The sequence below is a fragment of the Phocaeicola dorei genome, assembly GCF_013009555.1.
Lineage (GTDB): Bacteria > Bacteroidota > Bacteroidia > Bacteroidales > Bacteroidaceae > Phocaeicola > Phocaeicola dorei.
The window spans coordinates 4,334,911-4,350,755 of record NZ_CP046176.1 but is presented as its reverse complement, the minus strand read 5'-3'; the positions used below and the strand labels follow the sequence as shown (position 1 = coordinate 4,350,755).

Sequence of the window (15,845 nt, the reverse complement as noted above, 5' to 3'; positions counted from 1 at the left end):
TTGGGAAACGGCCTATACTGAGATATGCACCCAAAGCACCGGCTGTTTAACTTCTTAATATGACTGACAATGAGCAATATTAAGAAGTATTCTTTTTACGAATGAAATATTTAGTGTAATTTTGTGGCTCAAAATAAATTAAATAGAATCATTATGGCAGCAAAACCAGGTATACCTAAAGGAACGAGAGATTTTTCGCCGGTGGAAATGGCGAAACGTAATTATATATTCAATACGATTCGTGATGTATTTCATCTTTTCGGCTATCAGCAGATTGAAACTCCTTCTATGGAGAATTTGTCTACCTTGATGGGAAAATACGGTGATGAAGGGGATAAGTTATTGTTTAAGATACAGAACTCAGGTGATTATTTCAACGGCATTACCGATGAGGAATTGCTGAGCCGCAATGCGGTAAAGTTAGCGAGCAAATTCTGTGAAAAGGGATTGCGCTATGACCTCACTGTACCGTTCGCCCGTTACGTGGTCATGCACCGTGACGAAATCAGTTTCCCTTTCAAGCGTTATCAAATTCAGCCGGTTTGGCGTGCGGACCGTCCTCAGAAGGGCCGTTATCGTGAATTCTATCAGTGTGATGCCGATGTGGTAGGCAGTAATTCTTTATTGAATGAAGTGGAGCTGGTACAGATGATAGACCGGGTATTTGGCAAATTCGGAGTACGCGTTTCAATTAAAATCAATAACCGTAAGATATTGACCGGTATTGCCGAGATCATAGGTGAGGCCGATAAAATTGTGGATATCACCGTAGCTATTGATAAGCTGGACAAGATAGGCTTGGAAAATGTAAATGCGGAATTGGCTTCTAAAGGGATTCCTCAAGAGGCTATTGATAAATTGCAGCCGATTATTTTATTGAGTGGAAGCAATGAAGAGAAATTGGAAACTTTGAAAACAGTCCTTGCAGCCAGTGAAACGGGAATGAAGGGAGTAGAAGAAAGTGAATTCATATTAAAAACCGTATCTACACTGGGTGTGAAGAGTGAAGTGGAACTGGATTTGACTTTGGCTCGTGGCTTGAATTATTATACTGGCGCTATTTTTGAAGTGAAAGCCTTGGATGTACAGATTGGCAGTATCAGCGGTGGTGGCCGTTATGATAACCTGACCGGTGTCTTTGGTATGGACGGTATGTCTGGTGTAGGTATCTCTTTCGGAGCCGACCGTATTTTTGATGTGTTGAATCAGTTGGATTTGTACCCGAAAGAAGCGGTGAACGGAACTGAACTGTTGTTTGTAAACTTCGGTGATAAAGAAGCTGCTTATTGTCTGCCTATCCTGGCAAAAGTCCGTGAAACAGGGGTACGTGCCGAAATTTATCCGGATGCTGCTAAAATGAAGAAGCAGATGGGATATGCCAATGACAAGCAGATTCCTTTTGTTGCCATTGTTGGTGAAAATGAAATGAACGAAGGGAAACTGACTTTGAAGAATATGACTACGGGCGAGCAGTCACTGGTTACACCGGATGAGTTGTTGGCAGTAGTGAAAGCTTGATCTCATCAAGCGGATGTTGTCGGAATAGTCCGGTATATTCATCCGTGATTATCTATGCGGATTAACAGATTATTTTTTTTCTTCCGTCACTATATCTCCTTTAGAATCAGTGAGATGTGGTGACGGAAGTTCTTTTTCCCCTCCGAAATGGTTTGTTCTCCTTTCCCTGTGTGGAGTCGGCCTGATAGCTACCGGTCACTATGGCAGATGTGTTTAGTACCCCTTTTTATATTCTCGTCCGGTTTCTTTTGTAACTTTGTCTGTCTTCTTTTGTTGTTTCACCTAGGTGACAATGCATTGGCACCTAAGTGGAGAGGCGTAGTCACCCAAGTGATACGATTGCTTCACCTTGGTGAAACTATAAATTCAACTAAGTGTTTGCACGATAAGGCCTTGTAAATGAAGTAAATGGATGAACCATCATGTAGGACACATCAAGAAGGAAAATCTATGAGTCTTCAGAAACAATGGTAAAAATCCACATACATACCAGTTAAGGGGAATTACGGATCCTTTTACACCACAAACCGTTGAAAATAAATGGTTTGTGGTGATAGAAACAAAAAAAGAACAGATGTCTTTTTAATACGCTATCTTATCCAATATCCCGTTCAAGTGTGCAATAGCCACTCCATAATTAGTCATGGGAATCTGTTGCTTACGGGCATTATCAATCCGGTTTAGTACATATTTGCGATTGAACATGCAGGCTCCGCAATGAATGATTAAGTGATAGGGTGTCAAATCCTCCGGAAAGTCTGTACCTGCAACGATATCTATTTGTAGCTCTTCGCCTATCTTTTTACGCAACATACGTGGAAGCTTTACTCTGCCTATGTCCTCGGTGGCAGGGGCATGAGTGCAGGCTTCCGCTATCAGTACCCGTGACTGTGGGGTGAGGCAGTCTATGGCTGAGGCTCCTTCTATATAATAATGTATATCTCCCTTATATCCTGCCATCAGGACAGAGAAAGAGGTGAGAAGGCTATCTGCCGGCTTTTGTTCATAAACGGTATGAAAAACCTGGGAGTCGGTTATAATCAGTTTCGGAGGGCGGGACAGAGCCTGCAAGATGGAAGCTATTTGGTCTGTTGTACAACTCATCACCAGACATTTCTTGTCCAATAATTCGCGCATCGTTTGTACCTGTGGAAGGATGAGACGGCCTTTGGGAGCCTGTATATCTTGCGGCATGACTAAGAGCACTAAATCTCCTTCTTTAACCAGATTTCCGGTAATGGTTTGTTGCCCGAAATCTGCCGGTAACTTTTCCAGAATCGCCTGATGTATCTTCTTTATACCTGTTCTTTCCTTTGCGCTGATAACGAGAGGCTTTTGACCGCAATCTTTTTCTATACGGAGTAGGGTGGATGCTATGTCTTTTCGTATGTCAGCCTTGTTCAGTAGCAAGATGACAGGGATGTTTTTTTCCTCCAATTGCTTCATCCACTTCTTTTCCTCTTCATGGGCTTCGTCTTCACAAAGAAGTAAGGCTATGTCTGTTTGTTCGATGGCTTTCAGCGTGCGGATGATGCGCATTTCTCCTAATTCTCCTTCATCGTCAAATCCCGGCGTGTCGATAAAGAGACAAGGGCCGATTCCTTGAATCTCCATGGCTTTGCTCACGGTGTCTGTCGTGGTACCGGGGATATCCGATACAAGGGCAGTATCCTGTCCGGTCAAGGCATTGATTAAAGAGGACTTGCCACTGTTGCGCCGCCCGAAGAGGGCGACGTGCAGGCGGTTGGCAGATGGGGTGTTGTTTAAACTCATATGTGGTTACTTTATCAGTCTGGAAACATCGCCCGGCGCGTGGGCCGGATTAGAATCTGAAATCTCGTTTCCCTTCTTCTATCTTTTTCAGGTTACGGGTTGTTATTTCTTTTATTTTCGGGTTGGGAATGTGTTCCAATTCTTTTTTTATCAATTGGATTCCCTTGGCTCGTGTATCCGCTGTCGCATAATCTTCCAGATACTCTTTCAGTGTCATCAATGCATTGGGTGCACAACAATTAGCAATTTGTCCCGATTTGACTAATGACATAAAGCGGTCACCTGTACGTCCTTCTCGGTAACAAGCTGTACAGAAACTGGGAATGTGCCCTAAATCGAGCAACCAGTTCACTACTTCATCCAAAGTACGGGTATCGCTGATATCGAATTGTGCCGAGTTTTCTTCCGGTGTTTCCGGAATGGCATAACCGCCTACGCTGGTCCGGGAACCGCCGCTGATTTGTGAAATTCCCAGATTCAAGACCTTACGTCGGGTTGCAGCCGATTCCCTTGTAGAGATAATCATGCCTGTATAAGGAACAGCAATACGGATTACTGCCACAATCTTACAGAATATCTCGTCCGAGATGGCGTCCGGAAAGTCTTGCGTGGCGATATCATCTGCCGGACAAATACGAGGAACGCTGATGGTATGCGGACCTACTCCGAAAGTGGCTTCCAGATGTTCGGCATGCATCAATAATCCTACAAAGTCATAGCGGTAGGTATTCAGCCCGAATAAAACACCTAGTCCTACATCGTCAATTCCCGCTTCCATGGCACGGTCCATCGCTTCGGTATGATAAGCATATTTGCTTTTCGGACCGGTGGGATGCAGGGCTTCGTAATTTTCTTTATGATAAGTTTCCTGAAACAAAATATAAGTGCCGATACCTGCGTCTTTCAGTTTGCGATAGTTTTCTACGGTGGTGGCGGCTATGTTGACATTGACCCGTCGGATGGCTCCGTTTTTATGCTTGATGCTATAAATGGTCCGGATGGATTCCAATATATATTCTATAGGGTTCCGTAGCGGGTCTTCTCCTGCTTCCAGTGCCAGACGTTTGTGTCCCATATCCTGCAAGGCAATTACTTCCTTACGAATTTCTTCTTGTGTCAGTTTCTTGCGTGCTATGGTCTTATTCTTCAAATGATAAGGACAGTAAACACATCCGTTCACACAATAATTGGAAAGGTACAGGGGGGCGAACATCACAATACGGTTACCGTAAAACTTATGTTTGATTTCCTGTGCCAGATGGAAGATACGTTCTATCAAATCCGGTTGGTCACATTCCAATAGTAACGCTGCCTCACGATGGGATAGTCCTTTGCATCGGGCGGCTTTGTCAATCAGTTGCTCTATCAGAGCACGATTACTTTTGTTGCTGCGGGCATACTCCAGTGTTTCCAGTATTTCCTGGTGGTCAATGAATTCTTCCGCTATTTTAGAATCTGCTTTATACATATTTATTAGTGGTTAGTGATTATAATCACCTCTATCTGTTGATATCCGGTAACCGATTGTTTCCAGTCGTTGTGCCAAGTTTCGTAGACCTTCGGCGGCTTCGGCGCCGAAAGCTGCTTTGTTGTCATACAAAGCATATTTTTCTCTTTGCTCCCGAGGGGAGAGATTGGGCATCACTACATTAGCTCCTGCCAATATCCCTTTTTCCCGTCCGTCCGGTGACAAGGTGGCAAGGGCGGTGGTCGATGGAATCAGGGCGGACGGGTGCATCAACCGGAAAAGGGATAATAGCTTGAGAGTCATTTCCACACTTCCGGCCGGTTCCATTCCGAATGGTGTTTCATGGTGGGGGATAAAAGGACCTATACCAATCATCTGGGGATGGAACTGTTCTATGAACAACAGGTCTTCTACCAGATGGGGCAGAGTTTGTCCCGGACTACCTACCATGATTCCTGTTCCGGTTTGATATCCTATTTCTTTCAGCCATTGTAAACATTGGAGGCGATGCTTTAGTGACATTTCTTCAGGATGGAGTTTCCGGTAATGCTGTTCGTTATGTGTTTCGTGTCGAAGCAGGTATCGGTTCGCTCCTGCCCGGAAAAAACGCTCGTATGCTTCCCGTGATTTCTCTCCTAACGAAAGGGTGATGGCACAATCGGAGAACTCATTGCGGATGGCGGCTACGGTTGCTTCTATCCACTTGTCTGTCAAGGCAGGGTCTTCGCCGCCTTGCATTACGAAGGTACGGAACCCGAGTGCGTATCCTTCACGGCAACATTCCAAAATGGTTTCGCGCTTTAATGCGTAGCGGGCCACAGCAGGATTTCCTTTTCTTATTCCGCAATAATAGCAATTGTTACGACATCGGTTGCCCACTTCGATAAGCCCACGGATAAAGATGGCATTCCCGAAATGCGCTAAAGTAACCTCTTGGGCCTGTTGTTGGAGATACATTAAAGTATCAGCGTCCTGACAGGTGAGGAGAATAGCATATTCTTCGCCGGTCAAGCTATGTTTATGGCGCAATTTATCAATCAGTTGCTTCATTCGTACTTTTTTATTAATGGAAAACCTGAAAAGCTCACCAGCTACTGTAGGGGCGGCCTCCATGCGTTTGCCTAGTGGCACACAATGAACTTTATACATTCGAAGGTGTGTCAAAATGATAGATTGTTTTCATTTTGACACACTTCCCTATGGTGAAGGATTGCGAATAACGTCTTTCCGCTAAGGCAGTTTTCTACTTTTAATACGTCTTCTCCTGTTTAGCCAGTTCTTGTACCAACTGACGTTTCCCGTTACTGCCGCTATGAGTACTGGGTCCTGTGATACACCCCCCCTCGCAGGCCATCACTTCGATGAACTGTCCGGGAGCTTTTCCCGATTTTGCGTATGCACGTAATGTTCCGATATTCTTCTTGTTTAAATCAGATACCTGTATGGCATTGATTTTGTCCGCTTCCATTTTCAAGAATGCCTTTACGGCTCCCATCACGCCGCCAGCTTGTGCAAACCCATGCGCTTCGCGAACAGATGAGAATTCCATGGCGTATGGCTGTACAATCTCCAAGTTGACTTCGAAAGCATCGAAAATAGAAGAAACTTCCTCAAACGTCATCACAAAATCCACAGCTTCATCACGTTGGGCCTCTTTACGTTTGGCTACACATGGGCCTACGAATACGATCTTTGCATCAGGATACTTCTCTTTGGCTATACGTGCTGCATAATACATAGGTGAACCTGTGCCGGAAACGTATTTTTTCATATCGGGAATATACTTGTTCACCAGCTCGATGTACGATGGACAGCATGAAGTGGTCATGAATTTCTGTCCTTCCTCCAACTTCTCTATCAGTTCGTGTGCTTCGTGTTCTACGGTAGACATGGCGCCTTGTGCCACTTCAATTATATTGGTGAAACCGATTTGTCTGAATGCACCATATACCTGTTCGATAGTTGTGCTGAATTGCCCTAAAATAGATGGCGCGACAATGGCTACCACTTGTTCTCCTTTACGGATGCGTTGCAACACATCGAATGTCTGTGATATTTCAAAAATGGCCCCGAAAGGACAAGCATTCATACATTTACCGCAATAAATACATTTGTTCTCGTCGATATGCTCTATACCGTGTTCATCTTTGCTGATCGCTTTGACAGGACAAGATTCTTCGCAAGGAACAGGAATATAAACGATTGCGTGATAAGGACAGCTTTTGTGGCAGATGCCGCAACTGATGCAGGTATCATGGTCGATCCATGCCTTGCCGGTGTCAGCATGTACATGTACGGCTCCTTTAGGACAATTGTACTGGCAACTGCGGGCGGTACATCCCCGGCATAAGTCGGTGATTTCGTAATTGATCTGTACGCAGGCCGAGCATGCTTCGTCTATAACACACATAATGTTGTCTTTGGGCTTTCCATTGTTTGCACGTTCTATAGCACGTGCGGCATATTCGGATAGTGGAGTGAGCTCATCGGTTTCGTCATCCATATCCAGCCCCAATAGAGGAAGGGATTTGTATTTCCATACAGCGCGTTCTTTGTGTACGCAGCAGCGCCCTGCATGTTTTGAACGTCGGGGGCTGAGTTCTAATGGCAGACGGTCTATTTTGTCTGTTGTCAGTTCTCCGTTTTTCCACAATTTTACAAGTTCTGTCAGCAATCTGTGGCGGACAATCATAATGTTGTTCGTAAATGCCATATAGTTAAAGGGGTTAGTTATTAGGTTTTGCAAAGATAGTGATAGTTTGTGTCCTATGGAAATATTAAAAAAAGAAAAATCACATTTTCCTCTTTTTATATTCAGATTTGTTCTGTCGCTGTGGAATGTAGCCGACTGGTTTATATATGAATCTTTATAGGTAAAAATAATAAATTTCGTAAAAGCAACTGATAATGGCAGGGGAAGAGGAAACCATTTTAGTGAAAGATATGTTATAGCTGTGCCAATTTGGCAGAATAAAACTGTCAATTTCTCCTTTTTCATGTTTGGCACGTTTTTCGCAAGATATTTTGCGTCACTGCTTAAAGATGACGGATAATTGATATAATTAAAAGTATAACATATAAAAATTAAGAACTATGAACATTAAACCATTAGCAGACAGAGTATTGATTCTTCCAGCTCCTGCGGAAGAAAAAACAATCGGTGGTATCATTATTCCTGATACAGCAAAGGAAAAACCATTGCAAGGTGAAGTTGTCGCAATAGGTAACGGAACGAAAGACGAGGAGATGGTGTTGCATGTAGGTGATCAGGTATTGTATGGCAAATACTCGGGTACAGAATTGGAACATGACGGTAAGAAATACCTTATCATGCGTCAGAGCGATGTTCTCGCTGTTTTGGGATAATTAAATAGTACATTGTAAATCATTAAATTGTAAATAGAATTATGGCTAAAGATATTAAATTCAACATTGATGCCCGTGACGAATTGAAGAAGGGTGTAGACGAATTGGCTAACGCAGTGAAAGTAACTCTTGGTCCGAAAGGACGTAATGTGATTATTGAAAAGAAATTCGGTGCTCCTCACATTACTAAGGATGGTGTAACTGTGGCAAAGGAAGTGGAATTGGCTGATGCGTTTCAGAACACAGGTGCGCAATTGGTGAAATCTGTTGCTTCAAAGACAGGTGACGATGCAGGTGACGGTACTACTACTGCTACTGTGCTGGCTCAATCAATCGTAGGGGTAGGTTTGAAGAATGTTACTGCCGGAGCAAATCCGATGGATTTGAAACGTGGTATTGATAAAGCTGTTGCCAAAGTGGTTGAATCTATCAAGTCTCAGGCCGAGATGGTAGGTGACAATTATGACAAGATTGAACAAGTAGCTGCGGTATCTGCCAATAACGATCCTACTATCGGTAAGTTGATTGCAGACGCTATGCGTAAAGTTTCTAAAGATGGTGTGATTACTATCGAAGAGGCTAAAGGAACGGATACTACTATCGGTGTGGTAGAAGGTATGCAGTTTGATCGTGGTTATCTGTCTGCTTACTTTGTAACCGACACAGAAAAGATGGAATGTGTGATGGAACATCCGTACATCTTGATTTATGATAAGAAGATTTCTAACTTGAAGGATTTCTTGCCTATTTTGGAACCGGCTGTACAGAGCGGACGTCCTTTGCTGGTGATTGCAGAAGATGTAGACAGCGAAGCTTTGACTACATTGGTTGTAAACCGTCTGCGTTCTCAGTTGAAGATTTGTGCTGTGAAGGCTCCGGGCTTCGGTGACCGTCGTAAAGCTATGTTGGAAGATATCGCAGTATTGACCGGTGGTATCGTTATCAGCGAGGAAAAAGGTTTGAAGTTGGAACAAGCTACTCTTGAAATGTTGGGTACTTGCGATAAGGTAACTGTTTCTAAAGATAATACTACTATTGTAAACGGTGCCGGTGCAAAAGAAAACATTCAGGAACGTATCAATCAGATTAAAGCTGAAATAAAGAATACTACTTCAGATTATGATAAGGAAAAGTTGCAGGAACGTTTGGCTAAGTTGTCAGGTGGTGTAGCTGTTCTTTATGTAGGTGCGGCTTCGGAAGTCGAAATGAAAGAAAAGAAAGACCGTGTGGATGATGCGTTGTGCGCTACTCGTGCAGCTATTGAAGAAGGTATCGTTCCGGGCGGTGGTGTAGCTTACATCCGTGCTTCTGAAGCGTTGGAAGGTCTGAAAGGCGATAATGAAGATGAAACAACCGGTATTGAGATCATCAAGCGTGCTATCGAGGAACCGCTTCGTCAGATTGTGGCTAATGCAGGTAAGGAAGGTGCTGTTGTCGTTCAGAAAGTACGTGAAGGTAAAGGTGACTTCGGTTATAACGCTCGTACTGATGTTTACGAAAACCTGCATGCTGCCGGTGTGGTGGATCCTGCTAAGGTAACTCGTGTAGCTTTGGAAAATGCAGCTTCTATTGCAGGTATGTTCCTGACTACAGAATGTGTAATTGTGGAAAAGAAAGAAGATAAACCAGAAATGCCGATGGGTGCTCCTGGAATGGGTGGCATGGGCGGCATGATGTAATCTTTGCCCCATAAATGATTAACGGACTCCCTGTTGGCGAAATGTTGACAGGGAGTTTTTTTATAGACCATAGTGGATTATCTCCTCAAGTTTTATTTACTCCCTAAATTTCGGTTCATCCGAGAAATAATGAGGAGACTGTCACTCTTGAAAGATTATGTGGTTTTATTTCAAATTGAATTGTCTTATAAAAAAAGAAACTGTTTCTGAATGTTCAGAAACAGTTTCTTTTTTTAGTGAGCCTCTTGTCGGATTCGAACCAACGACCCCGAGATTACAAATCACGTGCTCTGGCCAACTGAGCTAAAGAGGCGTTGCTTTTTGTTTAGCGGGTGCAAAGGTAAGAATATCTTTTAAAAGAACAAATTTTTTCATAGGAAAAATTGTTGGAAATTACCATTTGGTAATTTTTACTCCGAAATAACGCTCTATCTTTGCATCCGCTAAACAAAAAAGTGAAGTTTATGAAGGATAGTATTGATTTTGGTAGTATGGAAATTCCGAAATTGTTTCGGAAATTGCTGATACCTACTGTGCTGGGGATGGTATTTTCGGCTGTGTTTGTGATAACAGATGGTATTTTTGTAGGTCAAGGGATAGGTAGTGACGCATTGGCGGCAGTGAATATTACTGCTCCTTTGTTTTTGATAAGTACAGGTATCGGATTGATGTTTGGTGTTGGTGCATCGGTGGTGGCATCTATTCATTTATCTCAGGGAAAGTTGAAAGCTGCCCGTATCAATGTGACGCAGGCTGTTGTGGTTTCTTCTTTGTTTTTGGCTGTGTTGTGGGGAGTGGTATGTTTGTTTGCTCCACAAGTAGCTGTGTGGTTGGGAAGTTCGGAACGACTGTTGCCTTTGGCGGTGGAATATATGTATTGGTTTTTGCCTTTTCTGGTATTTAGTGCTTTACTAAGTTCAGGGATGTTCTTTGTCCGTCTGGATGGTTCTCCTAATTATGCCATGTTGTGTAATGCTATTCCGGCAGTGGTGAACATTCTATTGGATTATGTATTTATTTTTATTTTCAAATGGGGAATGATGGGGGCGGCGCTGGCTACCAGTCTGGGCTATATTTTGGGAGCCGGAATGATTGTAGTTTATTTAAGTCGCAGAAAAAATGTGATTCATTTTTGCCGGGTGAAACTTAGCAAGAAGAGTATGCGGCTCACTTGGCGCAATGTGAGATATATGTGTCATTTAGGAGCTTCCACCTTTTTGTGCGAGGCGGCCATAGCCTGTATGATGTTTGCAGGTAATTATGTGTTCATTCATTATTTAGGCGAAGATGGAGTGGCTGCTTTCAGTATTGCCTGTTATTTCTTTCCCATTATATTTATGGTATATAATGCCATAGGACAATCGGCTCAACCCATTTTAAGCTATAACTTTGGAGCGGGCGATGCCATGCGGGTACGCTCCGCTTTCCGTCTGGCACTGGGAACGGCCGTGACCTGTGGACTTGTGTTTTTTGCGTTAACAGCTTTGTTCAATCATCAGATTGTGGCTATGTTCATTGATCGTTCCTATCCAGCATACGATATTGCTGTGGCGGGACTGCCTTTGTTTGCGTCTGGCTTTATTTTTTTTGCTGTAAACATTGTTTCCATTGGCTATTTCCAAAGTGTAGAGCGGGCACGTCCGGCTATGATGATTACAGTTTTGCGTGGGTTTGTTTTTATGGTACTTTGTTTATTTGGCTTGCCGTTGCTATTGAAGGTGCCAGGGATATGGCTGGCGGTTCCTTTGGCGGAAATACTTACTTTTTTAGTGATAATGGCAATTTATTATCGTAAACATCAGTGGGTTCGCAGATGATTTTTTACCTTTGTGGTAATTAATCGGGTGGATATATGGATGCATTCATACAGAAGTTTTGTGAGAAATATAGTTTGCCAATAGCTTTGAGCTTGCAGTTGTTGGATAATATGGAGAAGTTCACTTTTCGTAAAGGAGATTTTCTTGTACAGGAAGGCGGGCGGAACTCAAACTTCTATATTGTAAGTAAAGGAATCTGGCGGGGGCATTACCTTAATGACGGGGTAGATGTTTCCGTCTGGTTTGCTTCTGAAGGGGAGGCCATCTTCTCGTCATGGGGATATGTGGAAAATACAGCTTCGTTGGTTTCTATCGAAGCGATGTGTGACAGTGAACTTTATGGTATTTCGAAGGCAAAACTCGAAGTATTATATGCCGAATCTGTTGAACTGGCTAATTTTGGAAGACGATTGTTCGAACAGCAGCTTTTAGGGCTTGAAAGTTGGATGATAACGGGAGGAAGCCCCCGGGCCAAAGAACGTTATCTTACTTTGTTGGAAGAGAATCCGGAACTGTTGCAGTATGTACCTCTGAAGCATATCGCTTCTTATTTATGGATTACCCCACAGTCGTTAAGCCGTATCCGTGCCGAATTGGGGAGAAGGAAAAAAGACCAATGACAATTTTAGCATTTACGGGGTTGGTTTTTTCGTATGGAAACGCATTGCTCTCTTAGCTTTTTCTTGTATGGTTCATCCTTGCCTTGATGGATGGTAGAAAAGTTGGTATCCGATAAATATTTATCTTAAAAGTGTCATTGCATTTTATTTTTGCGTAAGTTTGTAGTGAATCCTAAAAAACTTATGGCAATGATAGATGATATTTTAGAGTTTAACAAGAAATTTGTTGAGAGCAAGGGGTATGAGAAATATATTACCAACAAATATCCTGATAAAAAAATAGCTATTCTTTCTTGTATGGATACCCGATTGACGGAATTGTTACCTGCTGCTTTGGGCATCAAGAATGGTGATGTAAAAATTATCAAGAATGCAGGTGGGGTTATCTCGCATCCGTTTGGTAGTGTAATCCGTAGTCTGATGGTGGCTATTTATGAGTTAGGTGTAAAGGAAGTTATGGTTGTTGCTCATTCTGATTGTGGGGCCTGTCACATGAATAGTAATGAGATGATAGAACACATGAAAGCACGTGGCATCAAGCAGGAAACCATTGATATGATTCGTTTCTGTGGTGTAGATTTTGGAGCATGGTTGGATGGTTTTGAGGATACGGAGAAATCGGTGAAAGGGACTGTACGGGCTATTATGGAGCATCCATTAATACCTGAAGATATTATGGTGAGGGGATTTATTATTGATTCGGTGACGGGTGAACTGACAAAAGTATAAAATGTGAGCTTTTTTATACAATCATGTTCATGTGACTTTGTGCATTATAAGAAAGAGAGGTATTTCTGCCCGATGCAGTATGTACCTCTCTTTTTATGGAAGTCTGTATTTATTTCATGTCTTTTTATTGAGCGAAAGCATGATGATATCCATCCACTTTGTTCCAATTGCCACGGGTAAAGTCGGGTACGGCAACAGGTGCATTTCCGTTTTCTATAGAAAGACGGGTCAAGTCGGCCATACAGCACCATTCTGCTAAATCATAAACGTCCATGTCCAGAGGAAGTCCGTTGCGCAAGCAATATACCAAGCGATAATCCATAATGAAGTCCATCCCTCCATGTCCACCTATTTTCTTTGCTGTTTCTTCTAATTCTTGGTGGATAGGATGTTTGTATTGGCTCATCAAAGTTTCTTTTACTTTTTCGGGAACAGCCGAGTGCATACTCAGATTTTCGTGATCGGGTATGCTGGTGCTGTCAATTTGATCCGGGCGGAAACAATATTGCTCGATGGGATATTTGTTGGCAAAACCTTTGGTACCGGTCAGCTGATACATACGGCTATAGGGACGCGGATTCATTACATCATGTTGTATGTGGATGGTTTTGCCGTTTTCTGTGCGGATAAAAGTCATGGTATGGTCGCCGTTTTGGAAATCGGGTGCTTCTTCTTTCTGATATTGTTTTACCAGCTCGGGACCGGTTACAGCTTTGGTGTCCATGGCTACCAGTGTCTTCATGCGGTCACCGCGGTGAATGTTGAGCAATTGGCAGGCAGGACCTAGGCCGTGTGTGGCATAAACGTCTCCACGGAACTCCCGGTTGTAGTCCAAACGCCAGTTGTTCCAGTAATAAGGCCAGAATTCTTCCAGATTATGGATGTATGAACCTTCTACATGGAGCACTTCGCCGAAAAGACCTTTTTGTGCCATATTTAATGTCGTCAGTTCGAAGAAGTCATAAACACAGTTTTCAAGTTGCATACAGTGTTTACGGGTCTTTTCGGAAGTATTGATAAGTGCCCAAATTTCATCCAGTGACATGGCGGCAGGTACCTCGATGGCTGCATGTTTTCCATGTTCCATGGCATAGATACCCATTTCAGCATGGTGTTTCCAGTCTGTTGCAATGTATACTAAGTCGATATCGTTTCGCTCGCACAGTTGTTTCCATGCATCTTCGCTGCCAGAGTAGAGGGCAGGGGCTTCCATACCGGCGTTAGTTACAATTTTTTGTGCTTTTTCCGCATTTTCAGGCAATAAGTCGCAAAGAGCGACAATTTTAGTTCCCGGTATGTGCGTCCAACGTTCTACCGCACTGGGACCACGCATACCCAAACCGATGAAACCTACACGCACAGTGTCAAGTTTAGGAGTTATTAGTTCGATTACATCCTGTTGTCCCGCAGGACGTTCGGGAACTGGAACTTCAAGAGGTGCATACTCTTTTGTTGCAGTTGTTTCTTTGGGAATTGGGGTACAGCCGGCGAGGCATAATAACGCTATACCGACGAAGAAGGTAGATAGGTTTTTAATCATGGCTCTATTAATTGAAATTTATAGGTTAATAGTAGATGGTTGCAAAAATAGGAAATATCGTTGGAAAAACCTCATAAAATCGGCAGATTGCAGCAACTAAAATTGATTATTAAGAAGTTAGTGGCAAATCGGAGAAATTGGGAAGATGGTATAAAACGGTCTTAAAGCGGATTGCAGCAGGAAAACGGTTTCCTAGCCGTTACCCGAAAGCAATGCAGATTTAACACACTCCATTTCGTTTGCGGCATTCTGCGTAGGTTTGCTTATCAAGAGATAATTCGTTAATTTATTTCACATAAAAGTTTTATCGGAAATTTTACGTTTCTAAATATTTCCATGTGTCTATCTATATCATTTAAAATATCTTCAAATCTCTCAAGATTCGATAAATAGTCATAACCTCCCGACCTGTTAAAGTTTTCTTTTATTTTTAATTTGCCAATAACTTCAAACTTGTCTTTCATAAGTGTCATATCCTTATGAGTAACTAATTTAAATGGAAATCCAAAAAAGAACTCTTTTTTTCCTTCAAAAATTTCAATGGAATCATTGCTATAAGTTCTTTGCCTTTGTGCTTCTGTCAGTAGTATGGCATTGTGTGTATGATAATCCCAAAGTATGTTGATTTTGGGTTGTTGCTTTAAGATTTCTTTTCTACTCGGTCCACCCATTAGGTGTCCGACTATAAATTCATCTTTTAACGTTTCAATTGTTGGTTTTTGTTTTCCCTTGTAGGTTGTAAGTACAAAATCATAGGTTATTTGTGATTTTTCTTGCGTGATTTGTGCACAAATTATAGCACAATAATTGTTGTCTGAAAGTTTAAAGGACAGAACATCATTTGATTCAAAATATAGATTTTTTACAACTCTGTATTTTTTTCTATTTCTAACTTTTTTGTTTGGTGCAGATATTTTTTCTAAAAATCGGTCAAGGACTTTTTGTCTTTTTTTGCCTTCCTTTTCGTCTACATCTTTTGTCCAAAGATTTACACCTGCTTTGAGTTCAATAACTCGTTTCACTTCATTTAAGATTTCATCAGTCAGTTCTCCGATTTCCCAAAATGCCAAGGCGTAAGCTGTAACAAAAATTTCGTGATAAAAATCCGTTTCATCTCCATAATCTTCTTTTATGAATGGAATTTCTTTCTTAATTATTTCAGCACTTGCTCCATTATCATACAATTCCATTATATATTCATAGGTGTCGTGTGCTAAATCTCCATCAATTATTTTTACTCCGTCTGTTGCCATTTCGATTTTATGTTTTTACTATCCCGCTTGCCGATAAATATACGCACTGAATTATTTAAAATACGCAATGCGTAAAAAGTAT

12 protein-coding genes and 1 tRNA gene are annotated in these 15,845 nt (G+C 42.2%); 6 read left to right on the top strand and 7 right to left on the bottom strand.

Features of this window, described 5'->3' with window-relative positions; translation table 11 throughout:
• Positions 1 to 153 precede the first annotated feature (153 nt).
• A complete protein-coding gene (gene hisS, locus GKD17_RS18025) occupies positions 154 to 1,518 on the top strand; it encodes a histidine--tRNA ligase (protein ID WP_007843562.1) in 1,365 nt (454 codons plus the stop codon).
• 582 nt (positions 1,519 to 2,100) lie between these two features.
• Here hisS and hydF read toward each other — a convergent pair.
• The 4 genes from hydF to GKD17_RS18005 all read right to left on the bottom strand — a co-directional run bounded on the left by hydF (position 2,101) and on the right by GKD17_RS18005 (position 7,472).
• Positions 2,101 to 3,291, bottom strand: a complete 1,191-nt coding sequence (hydF, locus tag GKD17_RS18020; RefSeq protein WP_007830995.1) for a [FeFe] hydrogenase H-cluster maturation GTPase HydF — start codon at positions 3,289 to 3,291, stop codon at positions 2,101 to 2,103.
• 49 nt (positions 3,292 to 3,340) lie between these two features.
• Entirely contained in the window at positions 3,341 to 4,759 is a 1,419-nt protein-coding gene (gene hydG / locus GKD17_RS18015) for a [FeFe] hydrogenase H-cluster radical SAM maturase HydG (protein WP_007830997.1), read from the bottom strand.
• Positions 4,760 to 4,771: 12 nt separating this feature from the next.
• Positions 4,772 to 5,809, bottom strand: a complete 1,038-nt coding sequence (gene hydE, locus GKD17_RS18010) for a [FeFe] hydrogenase H-cluster radical SAM maturase HydE (RefSeq protein ID WP_007846892.1) — start codon at positions 5,807 to 5,809, stop codon at positions 4,772 to 4,774.
• Between the two features lie 199 nt (positions 5,810 to 6,008).
• Positions 6,009 to 7,472 carry a monomeric [FeFe] hydrogenase gene (locus GKD17_RS18005; RefSeq protein WP_032935391.1) on the bottom strand — a complete coding sequence of 488 codons (1,464 nt, stop codon included), beginning with the start codon at positions 7,470 to 7,472 and terminating at the stop codon, positions 6,009 to 6,011.
• A 380-nt stretch (positions 7,473 to 7,852) separates the two neighbouring features.
• On the opposite strand from GKD17_RS18005, the gene GKD17_RS18000 reads away from it, so the two are divergent.
• Positions 7,853 to 8,125: a co-chaperone GroES gene (locus GKD17_RS18000; protein WP_005842331.1), complete on the top strand. Its 273-nt coding sequence runs from the start codon at positions 7,853 to 7,855 to the stop codon at positions 8,123 to 8,125.
• Positions 8,126 to 8,166: 41 nt separating this feature from the next.
• A complete protein-coding gene (gene groL / locus GKD17_RS17995; protein WP_005842327.1) occupies positions 8,167 to 9,804 on the top strand; it encodes a chaperonin GroEL in 1,638 nt (545 codons plus the stop codon).
• Positions 9,805 to 10,043: 239 nt separating this feature from the next.
• Here the strand turns inward: groL and GKD17_RS17990 are convergent.
• Positions 10,044 to 10,117, bottom strand: a tRNA-Thr gene (locus tag GKD17_RS17990).
• Positions 10,118 to 10,268: 151 nt separating this feature from the next.
• Between GKD17_RS17990 and GKD17_RS17985 the strand changes: the two genes are divergently transcribed.
• From GKD17_RS17985 to GKD17_RS17975, 3 genes are all read left to right on the top strand, one after another.
• The gene (locus GKD17_RS17985; protein WP_007831003.1) at positions 10,269 to 11,621 is read left to right on the top strand and encodes an MATE family efflux transporter; all 1,353 of its coding nucleotides are present in this window, start codon (positions 10,269 to 10,271) and stop codon (positions 11,619 to 11,621) included.
• A gap of 35 nt (positions 11,622 to 11,656) precedes the next feature.
• On the top strand, positions 11,657 to 12,241 hold the full coding sequence (locus GKD17_RS17980; protein ID WP_007831010.1) for a Crp/Fnr family transcriptional regulator: 585 nt from the start codon (positions 11,657 to 11,659) through the stop codon (positions 12,239 to 12,241).
• A gap of 189 nt (positions 12,242 to 12,430) precedes the next feature.
• The gene (locus tag GKD17_RS17975; protein ID WP_007843492.1) at positions 12,431 to 12,970 is read left to right on the top strand and encodes a beta-class carbonic anhydrase; all 540 of its coding nucleotides are present in this window, start codon (positions 12,431 to 12,433) and stop codon (positions 12,968 to 12,970) included.
• 124 nt (positions 12,971 to 13,094) lie between these two features.
• Here GKD17_RS17975 and GKD17_RS17970 read toward each other — a convergent pair whose 3' ends face one another.
• Both GKD17_RS17970 and GKD17_RS17965 read right to left on the bottom strand, forming a co-directional pair.
• Positions 13,095 to 14,510: a Gfo/Idh/MocA family protein gene (locus GKD17_RS17970; RefSeq protein ID WP_007831013.1), complete on the bottom strand. Its 1,416-nt coding sequence runs from the start codon at positions 14,508 to 14,510 to the stop codon at positions 13,095 to 13,097.
• A 281-nt stretch (positions 14,511 to 14,791) separates the two neighbouring features.
• Positions 14,792 to 15,763, bottom strand: coding sequence for a hypothetical protein (locus tag GKD17_RS17965; protein WP_007831015.1), 972 nt, complete (start codon positions 15,761 to 15,763; stop codon positions 14,792 to 14,794).
• Positions 15,764 to 15,845 lie beyond the last annotated feature (82 nt).